Source organism: Seonamhaeicola marinus (genome assembly GCF_008085455.1).
Window position 1 is genome coordinate 1 of sequence record NZ_VSDQ01000237.1, and the last position, 256, is coordinate 256.

General features: G+C 34.0%; 1 protein-coding gene. It reads left to right on the plus strand.

From position 1 onward, the window contains the following. Positions 1–256 (plus strand): LysR family transcriptional regulator (locus FUA24_RS03205; protein WP_148540026.1); only part of this gene is annotated, 256 nt, incomplete at both ends.

Consider the following 256-nt stretch of genomic DNA (forward strand, 5'->3'; position numbering starts at 1 on the left):
AAAAGCCGCCGAAAAATGCTTTGTAACCCAGCCAACTTTGAGTATGCAAATTCAAAAACTAGAAGACGAACTTGATATTCAAATTTTTGACAGAAGTAAAAAACCTATTGAGCTTACCGAAGTTGGAAAAAAAATAGTTACACAAGCCAGAAACATAGTAAACGAGTCTTACAGAATACAAGATATTGTAGACCAACAAAAAGGATTTATTGGTGGCGAGTTTAAATTAGGCATAATACCAACCATAATGCCAACT